This is a genomic window from Mycobacterium sp. FW102-FHT13B02 (genome assembly GCF_058790275.1).
In genome coordinates this window covers 153,387-168,210 of the sequence record NZ_JBYTCM010000010.1, presented here as the reverse complement: position 1 = coordinate 168,210, position 14,824 = coordinate 153,387, and the positions used below count along the sequence as shown (strand labels likewise).

The following is a 14,824-nucleotide window of genomic DNA, read 5'->3' as shown; positions in this document are numbered from 1 at the left end:
CTGGTGACGGTCACGCAGCCGGTGTACCAGACATGGCCGACACGGCCGCCACCGTCCGGCCCGCGAAGAATCCGGCGGTGATCAGGAGCAACGACGCGGCATAGGCCCACCAGATGGGTATTGCCAGCGTCTCGTCACCGAGGACGAACTTGCTGATCCCGATCATGCCGTCACTCACCGCGAAACACAGTGCACCGAGCGCGGTCCAACGGGTCGGCAGGTCGGCGAACAGCGCGGTGCACACCATGGCCACCAGGACCGCCATGTACACGGTGACGGGGATGGTCATCTTCTGCGCGACCAAGCTCGGCCAGAACCAGACGATCAGCCCGACACAGATGACCACCAAGGCCCCGGCGCCGGCGGTGGCGGCCGGGGTCCGCCGGGCGAGAGGCAGCAGGGCCGCCAGGAAACACAGATGCGCGATCAGGAACGAGCCCAGCCCGAACACGAATCCCAGCGGCCATCCGGGGATGGCCAGCAGGAAGTCGCCGCCTGCCGAGAACACCAGTGCGGCGATCAGCCAGCGGCGTTCGCGCACGATCGCGTGTCCGGCCGCGGCCACCGCCAGCAGCAGCGCAGGCAGCGCCTTGATCTCGGGCTGCAGGGCGAACTGGCCGGTCAGGTCCGCACCGGGCGGCAACCGCAGCGCCGTCACGATGAGAAAGACGCCGTAGCCGGCGGCGACGACAGCGGCCGCCACCCACACCCGCCAGCGCGGTGCGTACGGTGAACTCATGTCGGACACTGTGCGTCCCCCGCTCGATCCCATTCTGGAAAAGGTACTGGAAGCGGTTCCGTTCCAATTGACCATGGACGGCGGCGTCGAAGCCGCCCGGGCGCGGTTCCGTGAGCTGCCCCGCAAGGCCGTGTTCCCCGAGGTCCGCGCCGAGGACCGCGCCATCGAACGCGTGCCGGTCCGGATCTACTGGCCCGCGGACGTCGAACCATCGGCACCCGTGGTGCTGTTCTTCCACGGCGGCGGCTGGGTGGTCGGCGATCTCGACACCTACGACGGCACCGCCCGGTTGCATGCCGCCGGGACCGGCGCCGTGGTGGTGTCGGTGGATTACCGCCTGGCCCCCGAGCACCCCTTTCCCGCCGCGGTCGACGATGTCTGGGCCGTCACCCAGTGGGTGGCCGCAAACGCCGGCGAGATCGGTGGTGACCCGAATCGTCTTGCGGTTGCCGGTGATTCGGCCGGCGGCAACCTCGCCGCCGTGGTCGCCCAACTGGCTCGTGACGCCGGTATCCCGCTGCGCGCCCAGCTGCTGTGGTACCCGGCGACGACCTGGGACACGACGCTGCCGTCGTTCACCGAGAACGCAGACGCGCCGGTGCTCGGCCGCGACGACGTCGGCGGTTTCTCGCTGCTCTATGCCACGGGTGTCGACCTACGGAACCCACCGGCCGCCCTGGTGCCGGCGCGCGCCGAGTCCCTGGCCGGGCTGGCACCGGCGTACATCGCCGTCGCCGGCCACGACCCGCTGCGCGACGACGGCATCCGGTACGGCGAGATGCTCACCGCGGCAGGGGTTTCCGTCGAGGTCCACAATGCCGAGACCTTGGTGCACGGCTACCTGGGCTACCACGGTGTGGTGCCGGCGACGACGGAGGCGGCCGACCGCGCCATCGCCGCACTCCGAGTCGCGTTAGCCTGAGGCATGACTCTGGATGAGCCCGACGCTGTGACGTCCTCAGGCCGCCCCGGCATTGACCCGATCCTCAAAGCTCTGCTGGACGCCGTGCCGCTGGAGTTCACCATCGACGACGGCGTCGAGGTGGCCCGGGCCAAGCTCGCCGCGGTGCGGCCGCCCGCCGCGATGCTGCCGAACCTGCGGATCGAGGACCGCGTGCTCGATTGCGGTGATGCGGGCCGGATTCCGGCGCGGGTCTACTGGCCGCCCATCGACGGTGAGACGCGTCCGCTGCCGGTCGTGGTCTTCTACCACGGCGGCGGCTGGGCCATCGGCGATCTGGATTCCCACGACCATGTGGCCCGCGCCCACGCCGTCGGCGCCCGCGCGATCGTGGTGTCGGTCGACTACCGGTTGGCGCCCGAGCATCCGTTCCCGGCCGGCATCGAGGATTCGTGGGCCGCACTGCAGTGGGTCGGCGCGAACGCCACTGAACTCGGTGGTGACCCGACGCGCCTCGCGGTGGCCGGCGATTCGGCCGGCGGCAACATCTCGGCCGTGATGGCGCAGCGGGCGCGCGACGCCGCGGGCCCGGACCTGGCGTTCCAGCTGCTCTGGTACCCGGCGACCACAGGCGACGTCACGCTGCCGTCGTTCACCGAGAACGCCGACGCCCCCATGCTGAACAGCAACGTGACCGCGGCCTTCATGTCGTGGTACCTGCCCGGCATGGACCTCAGCGACGCCTCGACGCTGCCGACCGACCTGGCCCCGGCGAATGCCGACTCGCTGGAGGGTCTGCCGCCGGCGTACATCGGCACGGCCGAGCACGACCCGCTGCGCGACGACGGCGCGCATTACGCGAAACTGCTCGCCGCAGCCGGGGTTCCGGTCGAGTTGAGCAACGAACCGACCATGGTGCACGGCTTCGTCAGCCTCGCGCTGGCGTCGCCGGTGGCGACCGAGGCTACCGACCGCGGCCTGGCGGCCCTGAAGGCTGCCCTCTACGCCTGACGGTTTTCTTCGCGAGCACTCCCCGCAAGCGGGTGGTACCCCCAGCAAAACTGTCATTTTGCCGCAAAAGCGACAGTTTTGCGTCTGCTCGCGGAAAGATGACGACACATGACAACGCCTGATGTCGAGCCTGATGTCCAAACCGTGATCGTCGGTGCTGGCTTCTCCGGGATCGGGGCCGGCATCCTGCTGGACCGGGCCGGGCTCGGTGACTACCAAATCCTCGAAGCCGGCTCCGGGCCCGGCGGGACCTGGTTCTGGAACACCTATCCCGGTGTCGCCGTGGATATCCCGTCGTTCTCCTACCAGTTCTCCTTCGAGCAGAGCGCGGACTGGTCCCGGACCTATGCCAAGGGCCACGAACTCAAGGCCTACGCCGAGCATTGCGTCGACAAGTACGGGTTGCGGGACCGGATCCGCTTCGGCACCCACGTCACCGGCGCCGAGTACGACGACGACGCCGACCTGTGGCGCGTGCAGACCGATTCCGGCACCATCACGGCACGGTTCCTGATCAACGGCAGCGGCGTGCTGACGGTGCCCAAGCCGCCGGACATCGAGGGCGTCGCCGATTTCGCGGGCATCACGATGCACACCGCGCGCTGGGACAGCAGCATCGACCTGAGTGGCAAGCGGGTCGCGATCATCGGCACCGGCGCCTCGGCGGTGCAGGTCATCCCGGAGATCGCGCCGATCGTGGACCACCTCACGGTGTTTCAGCGCACGCCCATCTGGTGCTTCCCCAAACTGGACGTGCCCCTGCCGGCCGCGGCCCGCTGGGCCATGCGCATCCCCGGCGGCAAGGCACTGCAGCGGCTGGCCAGCCAGGCCTACGTCGAGCTCACGTTCCCGCTGTCCGCGCAGTACTACAGCGTGTTCCCGTTGGCCGACGGCGCGGCCCGGATGGGCCGGTCGTTCCTGCGCCGCGAGGTGCACGATCCTGTCATCCGCGACAAGCTCACCCCACGCTACGCAGTGGGTTGCAAACGCCCCGGCTTCCACAACACTTACCTCGCGACGTACAACCGCGAAAACGTCAGTCTGGTAACCGAAGCCATCGAGCGGATCACACCGTCCGGGGTACGCACCGCCGACGGGCAGGAGCACGAGGTCGACGTGCTGATTCTGGCCACCGGGTTCAAGGTGATGGACGTCGACAGCGTGCCGACGTTTCCCGTCACCGGGGCCGGTGGCCACGCCCTCGGCGAGTTCTGGGAGACGCAGCGACTGCAGGCGTACGAAGGCGTCAGTATCCCCGGCTTCCCGAACTTCTTCACCGTCATGGGCCCGTACGGCTATGTGGGCTCGTCCTACTTCGCCCTGATCGAAGCCCAGGTGCACCACATCGTGCGGTGTCTGCAGCGCGCGGAAAGAGTTGGCGCCCACCGGATCGAAGTGTCGCGGGAGGCCAACGACCGCTACTTCGCCGAGATGCTCCGCAAACGCCACCGGCAGGTGTTCTGGCAGGACAGCTGCCAGAGCGCCAACAGCTACTACTTCGACAAGAACGGCGACGTGCCCCTGCGGCCGGCCACCACTGTGGAGGCCTACGTCCGCAGCCGCCGGTTCGACCTCGACGACTACGAGTTCAGCGCTTGAGTGTTCGCGGCGGCCCGATATGAATGTTCTTTGAACCCGGTAACTTTTCCGCACGCGTTGCCATCACCCCGGCTATAGCCGCCGAAACGTCGGTACAGTCGCGGACGTGACTTCCCGGCCGATCCGATGGCGGGCAGCGGCCGTGCTGCTCGTCACCGTGCTCGGTGTCGGGTTGGGAATCCAGTTGAACGCCAAGCCCGTTGACGCATCGCATGCGCACGCCGCCCCCGAAATCGTCGCCCCCGGACACACGCTGCCGTCGGTGACCCCCGAACACCCGCACGTGCGGGACGGCTCGGCGCCATCGGCCCCAGAACTGGTGACCGCCGCCGGACTCCCCCGCTCCGGCTCCACTCTCCTGGCTCTCGGTCTGGTGGTGACGCTCGGCGTCCTGGTGGTGCGCTGGCCCGCGATGGCGCTCGAGACCGGCCGGGGTCCGCCCCGGCGCGCGGCTGCGATTCACACCGGGCGGGTGGTCCTGACCCGGCTCTGCATCTCCCGACGCTGATCGGTCAGCGCAGATCGGCCACGCTCCGTGGTCGATCGGTGTTCGCTGTCCGATTCCGCTGCCGCACCGCGGCTCCAGCGAAAAGTGATGCACTCATGAACAATTCGTCCAACCTCACCCTGCCCAGAAAATCGCCTCGCCCGGCGGCCGGGCCGTGCCGGCTGGCCCGCTACGACCGGCCGGGCACCATGGTCGGCGGCACTCCGGTGCTGCGGATCTCTGCGCCGTTCACCACCGGGGACCGGGGGTTCTGGGCCAAGCTCGAAGGCGTCAACCCCGGCGGCATGAAGGACCGGCCCGCCATGTACATGGTCGAGCGCGGCCGGGCCCGCGGCGACCTGCTGCCCGGGGCACGGATCGTCGAATCCACCAGCGGCACACTGGGACTCGGACTTGCTCTGGTCGGCACCGTGTACAGCCATCCGGTCACACTGGTGACCGATCCGGGCATGGAACCGATGATGCTGCGGATGCTCGCGGCCTACGGCGCCGACATCGACCTGGTCACCGAGCCGCACCCGACGGGCGGCTGGCAGCAGGCCCGCCGGGACCGGGTGACCCAGATCCTGGCAGGTGACCCCACCGCCTGGTACCCCGACCAGTACAACAACCCCGACAACGTCGACGCTTACCGTGATCTCGCCCTCGAGTTGCAGTCACAGCTCGGCACCATCGACATCCTGGTGTGCTCGGTGGGCACCGGCGGGCATTCGGCCGGAGTGGCAAAAGTGTTGCGTGAGTTCAACCCTCACCTCGAGCTGATCGGCGTCGACACCATCGGTTCGACGATCTTCGGGCAGCCCGCGCAGAGCCGGCTCATGCGCGGGCTGGGGTCGAGCATCTATCCGGAGAACGTCGATTACGGCGCGTTCGCCGAAGTGCACTGGGTGGCGCCCGCCGAAGCGGTGTGGGCATGCCGGGCGCTCGCCGCGACCAGTTACGCCAGCAGCGGTTGGAGTGGTGGTGCGGTGGCGCTGGTCGCCGGGTGGGCGGCCCGCCACCACGGGCCGGACACGACCATTGCCGCGATCTTTCCCGACGGCCCGCAACGGTATTTCGACACGGTCTACAACGACGACTACTGCCGAGAGCACAACCTGCTCGGGATCGACCCGCCGGCCGAACCCGCGGTGATCGCCGATCCCGCTGAGCACGTGGTCGATTCGTGGACCCGCTGCGGCACGGTGCGCAAGCCCGCTGCGGCGTCACGGTGAGGAAGGAACTCTGATGGCAGTACTCACCCAGTTCCGCAGCTTCGGCTGGCCCAGCCGGATGCTGATGCTCAACCAGTTCGGCATCAACCTCGGCTTTTACATGTTGATGCCGTATCTGGCCGGGTATCTGGCCGGTCCACTCGGCCTGGCCGGCTGGGCCGTCGGGTTGGTGCTCGGGGTGCGGAACTTCTCGCAGCAGGGCATGTTCATCGTCGGTGGGACATTGGCGGACCGGCTCGGCTACAAACCGCTCATCGTGGCGGGTTGCCTGTTACGCACGGCGGCCTTCGGCCTGCTGGCGGTCGCGCAGTCCTTACCGACTCTGCTCATCGCCTCGGCGGCAACGGGTTTCGCGGGCGCGCTGTTCAACCCCGCGGTGCGGGCCTACCTCGCCGAGGACTCCGGCGAGCGCCGGGTGGCGGCGTTTACGGTGTTCAACGTCTTCTATCAGGGCGGCATCCTGGCCGGGCCGCTCGTCGGACTGGCGTTGCTGGCGCTCGACTTCCGGGTCACCGCAGGCATGGCAGCGGCGGTGTTCGCGGTGCTGACCATCGCGCAGTTGTTCGCGCTGCCGAAGGACCATGCCGGTCATGCTGTCGCCGAACGCGCCCCGGTCCTGCACGACTGGCGTACGGTGCTGTCCAACCGGCCGTTCCTGCTGTTCGCCGCCGCGATGGTCGGCACCTACGTGGTGACGTTCCAGGTGTACCTGGCACTGCCGCTGCACGCCGGGGTACTCGCGCCGCACCACGAATCAGCTATCGTGGCAGCGGTGTTCGCGGTGTCGGGCCTGGTCGCCATCGGTGGGCAGCTGCGCATCACGGCCTGGTTCACCGCACGCTACGGCCGCGCCCAGTCGCTGACCATCGGGGTGCTGGTGCTGGCCGCGGCGTTCGTCCCGCTGATCGTCGTGCCCGACGACCGATGGGGCGTTCCCGCCGCGGTCGCCGCGCTGCTGCTGACGGCGGCGCTGCTGGCGGTCGGGTCGGCGGCGGTCTACCCGTTCGAGATGGACACCGTGGTGTCGCTCGCCGGCGACCGGCTGGTCGCGACGTACTACGGCTTCTACAACACCATCGTCGGTATCGGCATCCTGGTGGGAAACCTGGCCACCGGTGCGCTGATGCAGACCGCTCGTGAGGCCGGGCGGCCCGCACTCATCTGGGTGTCGCTGACGGCCATCAGCCTGCTGGTGGCACTGGCCCTGCACCGGTTACACCGGACGAACCGGCTGGAGCCGGTACTAACAGCCCCAACGTAATGCGGCGGTGTGCGCGGGCGCGTCCCAGAGCGTGGCCAGCTGCTCATCGAAGGCCATGAGAGTGAACGACGCACCGGCCATGTCGAGGCTGGTGACGTAATTGCCGACCAGATTTCGTTCGATGCTGATGTGCCGGCGCGCGAGCTCGTCGGCAAGATCGTTGAACAGGATGTACAGCTCCATCAGAGGAGTTCCGCCCATCCCGTTGACCAACGCAGCCACGCGACTGCCGGCACCGAGTTCCAGACTGGCGACCAGGATGTCAGCAGCCTCGGCAACCAGGTCCGCGGCGGGGCGCACCACATCGCTCCGCCTGCCCTGCTCGCCGTGAATGCCGACACCCACCTCGATTTCGTCGGGGCCGAGAATCAGGATCGGACCCGCCCCCGGCGGCGAACACGACGTCAGTGCGAACCCGAAACTGGCACTGCGCCGCACGACATCGTCAGCCGCTGAGCGTACTTGTTCCAGCGTGCCGCCGGCCTCGGCGACCGCGCCGGCGATCTTGTGGACGAACAGTGTTGCCCCGGTGCCACGTTTTCCGACGGTGTGCGCGGAGTCACTGACCGCGACGTCGTCGTCGACCAGCACGCTCGCCACGTCGATTCCCTCGGCCTGAGCGGCTTCGGCCGCAAGCCGGAAGTTCAGCACATCACCGGTGTAGTTCTTCACGATGTGCAGGACGCCCCCGCCCGCGGCAGCGGCCCGGGTGGCAGCCAGAATCTGGTCGACGCTCGGCGACGCGAACACCGCACCCGGTGCCGCGGCCGTCAGCATCCCCGGCCCGACGAATCCGGCATGGAGCGGCTCGTGACCCGAACCGCCGCCGGATACCAATCCGACCTGTCCAGCGGGTAACGGTGTCGCGCGGACGATGATCTGCTCGACGTCATCCCACCGAACGAGTTCCGGCACCGAGCGAGCGAGGCCTGCCAGGCTGTCGAGGGCGGCGTGGACGGGATCGTTGAGGAACTTCTTCGTCGAGGAGACCGCATCGGCAGTGTCGACCGGCTCGGTCGGCTGGGGCTGCAGGTCGCTCAGATCCGGCACCTCGACCCCGGCCCCGGCCGCCACCGCGGCGGCGATCTCCGCGACCGCCACCGCGCCCGGATCGGGCGCGCCGACGTTGCGTTCGGCCGAGTACACCGCACGCCCGCGCCGTGCCACGTAGCCCCGGGTGGCGCGGGCACCGCTCGCGGCGGCCGCAGCCGCCGCACGGTATGCCGCTGCGGTGTCGCCGCCCTGCGCAGCGACCTGCGCGACGGCATCAGCAGCCGGGACGAGGGCGTCGAGAAGCGTCTTGTCACCGACCGCGCTCTGGCCGTACTCGGCGACGCCCGCCGCCGCGGCCTGCAGCATCGCCGCGGCAGTCGCAATGTCGATCGTCTCGACGTCACCCGCCGCAGCACCGGCGCGTTCACATGCCACCGCAAGTAACGGTCCCGAACTGCCACCCATTTCGCGACGGAGCAGCGCACCGACCGCACCCAGAAACTTCTCGGCCGTGCCGCGCTCCAGCGCGTCCCAGTGGGCGGCGAGGGCCTGGGCACCGCGGGCCACGCTGCTACCGAAATCCCCGTCGCCGACGGCGGCGTCAAGCCGATCCCACTCGGCGCGGCGCGTCAACGCGGTGTCAACGCAGGTACGGACCAACTGTCCCAAGGTGTTTCGGCTCATCGTGCCCTCCCGGTCGCCGACGCGGCAGCGGTGTGCCGCACCCCGAGTCTGGCATCTCCGGTCGGCTGATACTGCCGACCACAAGCGAATGTCCCCGTACGCCATGGCGTACGGGGACATTCGCTTGTGCAGAAGAGGCTTAGACCGAGGCCTTCAGGTCGTCGACCTTGTCGAGCTGCTCCCACGGCAGTTCGATGTCGGTGCGGCCGAAGTGGCCGTACGCGGCGGTCGGCGCGTAGATCGGGCGCAGCAGGTCCAGGTCGCGGATGATGGCGCCGGGACGCAGGTCGAAGACCGAGGTGATGGCCTTCTCGATGCGGGCCACGTCGAAGTGCTCGGTGCCGAAGGTCTCGACGAACAGACCCACCGGGGCGGCCTTGCCGATGGCGTAGGCCACCTGGACCTCCACGCGGTCCGCCAGGCCCGCAGCGACGACGTTCTTGGCCACCCAGCGCATCGCGTACGCCGCCGAGCGGTCGACCTTTGACGGGTCCTTGCCCGAGAAGGCGCCGCCACCGTGGCGGGCCCAGCCGCCGTAGGTGTCGACGATGATCTTGCGGCCGGTCAGGCCGGCGTCACCCATCGGGCCACCGACGACGAAGTTGCCGGTCGGGTTGACCAGCAGCCGGAAGTCGGAGGTGTCCATGGTGTCGTGCGCCAGGTCGGCCAGCACGGTCTCGACGACATGGCGGCGGATGTCCGGGGCCAGCGTGCCGTCCAGGTCGACGCCCTCGGCGTGCTGCGTGGACAGCACCACGGTGTCCAGGCGGACCGGGACGTTGTCGCGGTACTCGATGGTGACCTGGGTCTTGCCGTCGGGACGCAGGTAGTCGACGGTGCCCGTCTTGCGGACCTCGGTGAGGCGCCGCGACAGCCGGTGCGCCAGCGCGATGGGCAGCGGCATCAGCTCGGGAGTGTCGTTGATGGCGTAGCCGAACATGAGGCCCTGGTCGCCGGCGCCCTGGGCGTCCAGCGGGTCACCGGCGCCCTCGACGCGCGCCTCGTGGGCGGTGTCGACGCCGGCGGCGATGTCCGGGGACTGCGCACCGATGCCGATGTTCACGCCACAGGTGGCGTAATCGAACCCCTTGTCGGAGTGGTCGTAGCCGATCTGACGGATGCGGTCACGGACGATCAGCGGGATGTCGGCAAACGCTTCCTTGGCGCTGGTGGTCACCTCGCCGACGACGTGCACCTGACCCGTGGTCACCAGGGTCTCCACCGCGACCCGCGACTTGGGATCCTGCTCGAGCAGCGCGTCGAGCACCGAATCGCTGATGGCGTCGCAGATCTTGTCCGGATGTCCTTCGGTCACTGACTCGCTGGTAAACAGCCGACCTTCACTCACGTCGCAAATCCCTTCCAAAACTTTGGTCCGGCGCATAATATCCGCGCCCGGCTATCCACTGTCGTCTACCCCTGCGCAGCAAACCCGTTCCGCGCCGCGGTCCAGGCGATGTTCATTCGTCCTTGCCGTGCAGGAAGGCCGTGATCGCATCGGCGATGCGACTCGCCATCAAGGTCTTGGACCCGTGCTCCAGGGCGGATTCCGCCCCGTCCGCAGCCAACAGCCAGCCGTCGTTGACGTCGACCTCGAAGGCCCTGCCATCGCCCACCGCGTTGACAACCAGCAGGTCACAGCCTTTGCGCTGCAGTTTCGCCCGCGCATGGAACAGCACGTCGCCGTTCGCATCGCCGGTCTCGGCGGCGAATCCGACGATGGCCCGCAGGTTCGGTAACTGACCGTCGGTGCGCGCCCGCACCGCGCCGGCCAGGATATCGTCGGTCCGCGTCAGTTCGATGACGGGCGCGTCGTTCGTTTCGCCGGGACCGTGCGTCTTTTTGATCTTCGTGGTCGCTACCTCGGTAGGACGGAAGTCGGCCACCGCGGCGGCCATCACGAGGACCTGCGCGTCGGGCGTGTACTTGAAGACCGCGTCCCGCAGCTGCGCCGCCGAGCTGATGTGCACGACGTCGACGCCGGCTGGGTCCACCAGGCCGGCGGTATTGCCCGCGATCAGGGTGACCTCGGCACCGCGCTGGGCCATGACGCGGGCCACGGCGTAGCCCTGCTTGCCCGAACTGCGGTTGCCGATGTAGCGGACGGGGTCGATGGCCTCGCGGGTGCCTCCGGCCGTGACGACGACCTTGACTCCGGCCAGGTCTCGGGGCAGCGCGTCACCGCGCTCCAGGAGCAGCTGGGCGAACGTGGTGATCTCTTCGGCCTCGGGCAGCCGTCCGGCACCGCTGTCGGCGCCGGTGAGACGCCCGGACGCGGGTTCCAGGACCACGACGCCGCGGCGCCGCAAGGTGGCGACGTTGTCGACGGTGGCCGGGTGCATCCACATCTCGGTGTGCATCGCCGGAGCGAACAGCACCGGACAGCGCGCTGTGAGCAGGGTGGCGGTCAGCAGATCATCGCCGCGTCCCGCCACCGCGCGCGCCATCAGATCGGCGGTGGCCGGCGCGACCACGACGAGGTCGGCCTGCTGACCGAACCGGACGTGGGGCACCTCGGAGACGTCCTCGAACACTCCCGTGTGCACGGGATTGCCGGACAGGGCTTCAAAGGTGGCGGCGCCGACGAACTTCAGCGCCGACTCGGTCGGCACCACGCGGACCGAATGACCGGCCTCGCTCAGCTGACGAACCAGGGTGCACGCCTTGTAGGCGGCGATACCTCCGGCGACTCCGACGACGATGCGTTTGCGGTCGGCCATGTCCGGCGCCTACGCGGCCTTACTCGCCCTCGGTGTGCTCGAGCAGGTCGCCGTGGATCTCGCGCATGGCGATCGACAGCGGCTTCTCCTGCAGGCCCGGCTCGACCAGGGGGCCGACGTACTCGAGGATGCCGTCGCCGAGCTGGTTGTAGTAGTCGTTGATCTGGCGCGCACGCTTCGCGGCGTAGATCACCAGCGCGTACTTGCTCGACACCCGGTCCAGCAGCTCGTCGATGGGCGGGTTGGTGATACCCAGCGGCGTGTCGTAGGCGATGGCGGCGTCGGAGTCGATGCTCTCGACAGTGGTGCTCACGAAGGATTCTCCCGGCGTTCGGTGTAAAGATTGGCGTCGCTATCAGCGATATCTGTGCGGGTGTTGCGCAGACCGCTCAGCGGCCCACCAGCAAGGATACCAATTCTGCACAGGCGGATTCCAACTGACTGTTCACAACAGTCACATCGAAACTGTCCTGAGCGGCAAGTTCGGCCCGCGCGGTATCCAGGCGGCGGGCCTGCACCTCGGCACTCTCGGTGCCGCGGCCGACGAGCCGGCTCTCCAGCGCTGCCCAGCTGGGCGGCGCGAGGAACACTGTCAACACCTCGGGCATGGATTCTTTGATGGCGCGGGCGCCGGCCAGATCGACCTCGATAAGCACCGGGTGACCAGCGGCGATGGCTTCCCGGACGGGTCGGGCCGGGGTGCCGGAGCGCTGCAGCCCGCCATGGATTTCGGCCCATTCGAGCAGCTCGCCCTCATCGATGAGGCGCTGGAACTCTTCGGCCGAGACAAACGTGTAGTCGACACCGTCGACCTCACCCGGACGCGCTGCGCGCGTCGTGGCGGAAACACTGAAATGCAGGTCGGGCACCCGCTCGCGCAGGCAACGCACGACCGTGGATTTACCCACGGCAGAGGGGCCGGACAACACAACAACACGGTTCATCGCCGTCCGGCCCCTACTGCTCGTCAGTCGTGCGTCAGATCAGGAAAAGTCGAACTTTTCCAGCAGGGCCTTGCGCTGACGGTCGCCCAAGCCGCGCAGACGGCGGGTCGGAGCGATCTCCAGCTCGGTCATGATCTCCTGCGCCTTGACCTTGCCGACCTTGGGCAGGGCTTCCAGCAGAGCGGAAACCTTCATCTTGCCGAGGACCTCATCGGTCTCGGCGTCCGTCAGGACCTGCTTGAGGTTGGTGCCGCCGCGCTTGAGCCGGTCTTTCAACTCGGCACGTGCTCGACGTGCGGCAGCAGCCTTCTCCAACGCTGCCGCGCGCTGTTCGTCGGTCAACTGGGGAAGGGCCACGGGGTTCCTCCGTATCTCCGTCAATAATTTCTTCTCACGGCTGGGTTAACCAGCCAGCGACGACGACCGTACCCACGCTTCCCGACAAGCGCTAACCCCACCCCCCGGGTAACGAAGCTAAAAGCCCAGCGTGTAGTGCGAACGGCGGCTCCCGGCGACCGCCGAGTGCAAGCTCTGCGCACTCGAATATCCGTCGCATCCGACACAAATATGCCTGCGTATCAACGGTTTTGAGCACTCAGCGGGTCGACGACAGCTCTGCCGGGAGTCGGCCCGCCCGATTTTCGGACCGCCATCCGGGGTCATTCAGGAAAATTTTCGCAGGTCACGGCGTGTCGGGCGTGTCGGTGCCGAGTGCGAGCGGGTCGGTGCACACCGGTGGCGCACTCGCGGCCCAGCGACACCTATTTGGGCGGTTCGACCGCCCAAATCCACAGGTTGCGGCCGGTTCGACGACCTGGCAGGCACTGCGCCGACGCGTCCACCCGGCTCAGATCCGCACCCTCGAGCGGACCCGGCAAACTCATCCGCGCCGCGATCACCGGCACCCCCGAACACGTCTGCCATCAGCCGCGGTGATGATTGTTACCAAAACGTTTCTGGCCCAACGTTTTCCCGTAGAGGCACTCGTTCCACAGTCAGTAGCCAGCGCACCGTGGCCAAACTGTTGCGGCACGCACAGCACACACCTATCGACACCAAAGTGCGCACACATTAGGCAGTCCTAACTTTGGCTCCAGTGCGGCGGCATCACGCCCACGACATGAAGAGGACCCACGAGAAGTAGAGGACCGAGTGCAGCGATGAACTTCAAGCGAGCGTTGACCGCATCCACCCTGGCCGCCGGCATCGGTGTCGCCGGGCTGTTCGGCGTCGGCCTGGCCGGCGCCAACGCCGATCCGGGCCAGTGCCCGCCGAACGCGCCGTGCGGCCAGCATGACGACCACCGCGGCGACAACCGTGGACCGGCCGCGCCCGTCGGCCGTGACGACAACTGGCATGACAACCAGGGCCGCGACTGGCAGCACCGCGGCATCGACGATGCCCGCTTCGACCACCAGCCGTTCGACTACAACGGCCAGTGGGTGAACCCGGTGTGGGACAACGGGCACAACGCCTGGGGCTTCTGGCTCGGCCCCATCTGGATCCCGCTGTGATCGACAACGGATAACCGCGCCAGGCAACAGAACGGGCCATCACGTCAAGTGATGGGCCGTTCTGTTGCCTCGGGCAAACCGCCCGTCAGTGGCGCGCGGTGGTCGGTGAAGCAGCGACGCCGCCCTGATCACGACCACGAAACCACCTTTCACCACACATATTCACAACCGGTGACCCTCCGAGCAGGCGATGCCGGGCATCACGATCTGCGCGCCGTCATCGCGCACACAGCACACACCTAAGTTCAGCTAAGTGTGTGCCCATCGGACCGCCATATGGTCACCAGCGTGTGGCGACAACACCGCCCGCGACTAATGCAGAAGGCCACTTTGCTCAGAAATGGAGTCAGCTATGAAGGTGAAGAGGGCGCTAACCGCATCCACGCTCGCAGCCGGGATCGGGGCCGCCGGGCTGCTGGGCATCGGCCTGGCGACAGCCAGTGCCGATCCGTGGTGCGGGCCGGGCGCACCGTGCTGGGGTCCGCACAACGACCACCGCGGCGACGGCGGCTGGGGGCGTGGCGACGGCGACTGGCAGCGCGGCGTCGACTGGCACCACGACCGCGACGGCTGGCGTGATGACCGCGGCCGCGACTGGTACCACCGCGGTATCGATGACGCCCGCTGGGACCACCAGCCGTTCGCGTACAACGGCCAGTGGGTGAACCCCGTGTTCGACCAGGGCTTCAACGCCTGGGGCTTCTGGCTGGGCCCGATCTGGATCCCGCTGTGACGG

General features: G+C 68.2%; 15 protein-coding genes and 1 pseudogene. 8 read left to right on the top strand and 8 right to left on the bottom strand.

From position 1 onward, the window contains the following. Positions 1–10: 10 nt before the first annotated feature. Entirely contained in the window at positions 11–739 is a 729-nt protein-coding gene (locus AC3WTE_RS18845; RefSeq protein WP_492439855.1) for a lysoplasmalogenase, read from the bottom strand. Between AC3WTE_RS18845 and AC3WTE_RS18840 the strand changes: the two genes are divergently transcribed. The 6 genes from AC3WTE_RS18840 to AC3WTE_RS18815 all read left to right on the top strand — a co-directional run bounded on the left by AC3WTE_RS18840 (position 738) and on the right by AC3WTE_RS18815 (position 7,233). Then, the gene (locus AC3WTE_RS18840; protein ID WP_492439853.1) at positions 738–1,661 is read left to right on the top strand and encodes an alpha/beta hydrolase; all 924 of its coding nucleotides are present in this window, start codon (positions 738–740) and stop codon (positions 1,659–1,661) included. The genes AC3WTE_RS18845 and AC3WTE_RS18840 overlap by 2 nt on opposite strands. A 3-nt stretch (positions 1,662–1,664) precedes the next feature. Beyond that, on the top strand, positions 1,665–2,651 hold the full coding sequence (locus AC3WTE_RS18835) for an alpha/beta hydrolase (RefSeq protein WP_492439851.1): 987 nt from the start codon (positions 1,665–1,667) through the stop codon (positions 2,649–2,651). Between the two features lie 108 nt (positions 2,652–2,759). Next, positions 2,760–4,250 (top strand): flavin-containing monooxygenase, encoded by a 1,491-nt coding sequence (locus AC3WTE_RS18830; protein ID WP_492439849.1) that lies wholly within the window; start codon positions 2,760–2,762, stop codon positions 4,248–4,250. Positions 4,251–4,356: 106 nt separating this feature from the next. Beyond that, positions 4,357–4,758, top strand: a complete 402-nt coding sequence (lpqS, locus tag AC3WTE_RS18825; RefSeq protein WP_492439847.1) for a putative copper homeostasis (lipo)protein LpqS — start codon at positions 4,357–4,359, stop codon at positions 4,756–4,758. A 95-nt stretch (positions 4,759–4,853) separates the two neighbouring features. Continuing rightward, on the top strand, positions 4,854–5,972 hold the full coding sequence (locus AC3WTE_RS18820; RefSeq protein ID WP_492439845.1) for a PLP-dependent cysteine synthase family protein: 1,119 nt from the start codon (positions 4,854–4,856) through the stop codon (positions 5,970–5,972). A gap of 13 nt (positions 5,973–5,985) precedes the next feature. After that, on the top strand, positions 5,986–7,233 hold the full coding sequence (locus AC3WTE_RS18815) for an MFS transporter (protein WP_492439843.1): 1,248 nt from the start codon (positions 5,986–5,988) through the stop codon (positions 7,231–7,233). On the opposite strand, the gene AC3WTE_RS18810 is transcribed toward AC3WTE_RS18815, so the two are convergent. The 7 genes and pseudogenes from AC3WTE_RS18810 to mihF form a co-directional block, all read right to left on the bottom strand. After that, a complete protein-coding gene (locus tag AC3WTE_RS18810; protein WP_492439903.1) occupies positions 7,216–8,265 on the bottom strand; it encodes a dihydroxyacetone kinase subunit DhaK in 1,050 nt (349 codons plus the stop codon). The two genes, AC3WTE_RS18815 and AC3WTE_RS18810, sit on opposite strands and share 18 nt — an antisense overlap. 48 nt (positions 8,266–8,313) lie before the next feature. Further along, positions 8,314–8,910: pseudogene (locus AC3WTE_RS18805) on the bottom strand (DAK2 domain-containing protein); the annotation flags it as partial. Positions 8,911–9,049: 139 nt separating this feature from the next. Next, positions 9,050–10,258, bottom strand: a complete 1,209-nt coding sequence (metK, locus tag AC3WTE_RS18800) for a methionine adenosyltransferase (protein ID WP_492439841.1) — start codon at positions 10,256–10,258, stop codon at positions 9,050–9,052. A 112-nt stretch (positions 10,259–10,370) separates the two neighbouring features. Further along, complete coding sequence (coaBC, locus tag AC3WTE_RS18795; RefSeq protein WP_492439839.1) at positions 10,371–11,630, bottom strand: bifunctional phosphopantothenoylcysteine decarboxylase/phosphopantothenate--cysteine ligase CoaBC; 1,260 nt, start codon at positions 11,628–11,630, stop codon at positions 10,371–10,373. Between the two features lie 19 nt (positions 11,631–11,649). Continuing rightward, positions 11,650–11,943 (bottom strand): DNA-directed RNA polymerase subunit omega, encoded by a 294-nt coding sequence (rpoZ, locus tag AC3WTE_RS18790; RefSeq protein WP_020101623.1) that lies wholly within the window; start codon positions 11,941–11,943, stop codon positions 11,650–11,652. Between the two features lie 76 nt (positions 11,944–12,019). Continuing rightward, positions 12,020–12,574, bottom strand: coding sequence for a guanylate kinase (gmk, locus tag AC3WTE_RS18785; RefSeq protein WP_492439837.1), 555 nt, complete (start codon positions 12,572–12,574; stop codon positions 12,020–12,022). A 39-nt stretch (positions 12,575–12,613) separates the two neighbouring features. Continuing rightward, complete coding sequence (gene mihF, locus AC3WTE_RS18780) at positions 12,614–12,931, bottom strand: integration host factor, actinobacterial type (protein ID WP_011894593.1); 318 nt, start codon at positions 12,929–12,931, stop codon at positions 12,614–12,616. Positions 12,932–13,734: 803 nt separating this feature from the next. On the opposite strand from mihF, the gene AC3WTE_RS18775 reads away from it, so the two are divergent. Beyond that, positions 13,735–14,088, top strand: coding sequence for a hypothetical protein (locus AC3WTE_RS18775; protein WP_492439833.1), 354 nt, complete (start codon positions 13,735–13,737; stop codon positions 14,086–14,088). 352 nt (positions 14,089–14,440) lie between these two features. Then, positions 14,441–14,821 (top strand): hypothetical protein, encoded by a 381-nt coding sequence (locus AC3WTE_RS18770; RefSeq protein WP_492439831.1) that lies wholly within the window; start codon positions 14,441–14,443, stop codon positions 14,819–14,821. Positions 14,822–14,824 lie beyond the last annotated feature (3 nt).